Source organism: Pseudomonas sp. Pse1 (assembly GCF_024519635.1).
Classification (GTDB): domain Bacteria; phylum Pseudomonadota; class Gammaproteobacteria; order Pseudomonadales; family Pseudomonadaceae; genus Aquipseudomonas.
On record NZ_JALJRO010000050.1, the window covers coordinates 1 to 2,061 of the forward strand.

1 rRNA gene is annotated in these 2,061 nt (G+C 51.2%); it reads left to right on the plus strand.

What is annotated here, in order from left to right:
- Window positions 1–461 precede the first annotated feature (461 nt).
- Window positions 462–1,998 (plus strand): 16S ribosomal RNA (locus tag NR126_RS28280).
- Window positions 1,999–2,061: the final 63 nt, after the last annotated feature.

The following is a 2,061-nucleotide window of genomic DNA, read 5'->3' on the forward strand; positions in this document are numbered from 1 at the left end:
TGTCTATAATTCGCCCCACTTCCGGCGCAGTCGAAACGGAAAACTCCTTGGTAAACAATGAGTTACGAAGTTTTCGGCAGTCAGTGTTTCAGGTCGTCGAAGCGCGAAGGAAGTTGAAAAAGAGGTGTTGACAGCAGCGTGTAACGCTGTAGAATTCGCCTCCCGCTGACGAGAGATCGAAAGCGCAAGTGGTTGAAGTTGTTAAGGATTCCTTGAAAACTTCTGAAAATAATCACTTGACAGCAAATGAGGCTGCTGTAGAATGCGCGCCTCGGTTGAGACGAAAGATCTTAACCAACCGCTCTTTAACAACTGAATCAAGCAATTCGTGTGGGTGCTTGTGCAGTCAGACTGATAGTCAACAAGATTATCAGCATCACAAGTTACTCCGCGAGAAATCAAAGATGTAACCAACGATTGCTGAGCCAAGTTTAGGGTTTCTTAAAAACCCAAAGATGTTTGAACTGAAGAGTTTGATCATGGCTCAGATTGAACGCTGGCGGCAGGCCTAACACATGCAAGTCGAGCGGTAGAGAGAAGCTTGCTTCTCTTGAGAGCGGCGGACGGGTGAGTAATGCCTAGGAATCTGCCTGGTAGTGGGGGATAACGTTCGGAAACGGACGCTAATACCGCATACGTCCTACGGGAGAAAGCAGGGGACCTTCGGGCCTTGCGCTATCAGATGAGCCTAGGTCGGATTAGCTAGTTGGTGAGGTAATGGCTCACCAAGGCGACGATCCGTAACTGGTCTGAGAGGATGATCAGTCACACTGGAACTGAGACACGGTCCAGACTCCTACGGGAGGCAGCAGTGGGGAATATTGGACAATGGGCGAAAGCCTGATCCAGCCATGCCGCGTGTGTGAAGAAGGTCTTCGGATTGTAAAGCACTTTAAGTTGGGAGGAAGGGTTGTAGATTAATACTCTGCAATTTTGACGTTACCGACAGAATAAGCACCGGCTAACTCTGTGCCAGCAGCCGCGGTAATACAGAGGGTGCAAGCGTTAATCGGAATTACTGGGCGTAAAGCGCGCGTAGGTGGTTCGTTAAGTTGGATGTGAAAGCCCCGGGCTCAACCTGGGAACTGCATTCAAAACTGACGAGCTAGAGTATGGTAGAGGGTGGTGGAATTTCCTGTGTAGCGGTGAAATGCGTAGATATAGGAAGGAACACCAGTGGCGAAGGCGACCACCTGGACTGATACTGACACTGAGGTGCGAAAGCGTGGGGAGCAAACAGGATTAGATACCCTGGTAGTCCACGCCGTAAACGATGTCAACTAGCCGTTGGAATCCTTGAGATTTTAGTGGCGCAGCTAACGCATTAAGTTGACCGCCTGGGGAGTACGGCCGCAAGGTTAAAACTCAAATGAATTGACGGGGGCCCGCACAAGCGGTGGAGCATGTGGTTTAATTCGAAGCAACGCGAAGAACCTTACCAGGCCTTGACATCCAATGAACTTTCCAGAGATGGATTGGTGCCTTCGGGAACATTGAGACAGGTGCTGCATGGCTGTCGTCAGCTCGTGTCGTGAGATGTTGGGTTAAGTCCCGTAACGAGCGCAACCCTTGTCCTTAGTTACCAGCACGTTATGGTGGGCACTCTAAGGAGACTGCCGGTGACAAACCGGAGGAAGGTGGGGATGACGTCAAGTCATCATGGCCCTTACGGCCTGGGCTACACACGTGCTACAATGGTCGGTACAAAGGGTTGCCAAGCCGCGAGGTGGAGCTAATCCCATAAAACCGATCGTAGTCCGGATCGCAGTCTGCAACTCGACTGCGTGAAGTCGGAATCGCTAGTAATCGCGAATCAGAATGTCGCGGTGAATACGTTCCCGGGCCTTGTACACACCGCCCGTCACACCATGGGAGTGGGTTGCACCAGAAGTAGCTAGTCTAACCTTCGGGAGGACGGTTACCACGGTGTGATTCATGACTGGGGTGAAGTCGTAACAAGGTAGCCGTAGGGGAACCTGCGGCTGGATCACCTCCTTAATCGACGACATCAGCTGCTGCATAAGCTCCCACACGAATTGCTTGATTCATTGAAGAAGACGA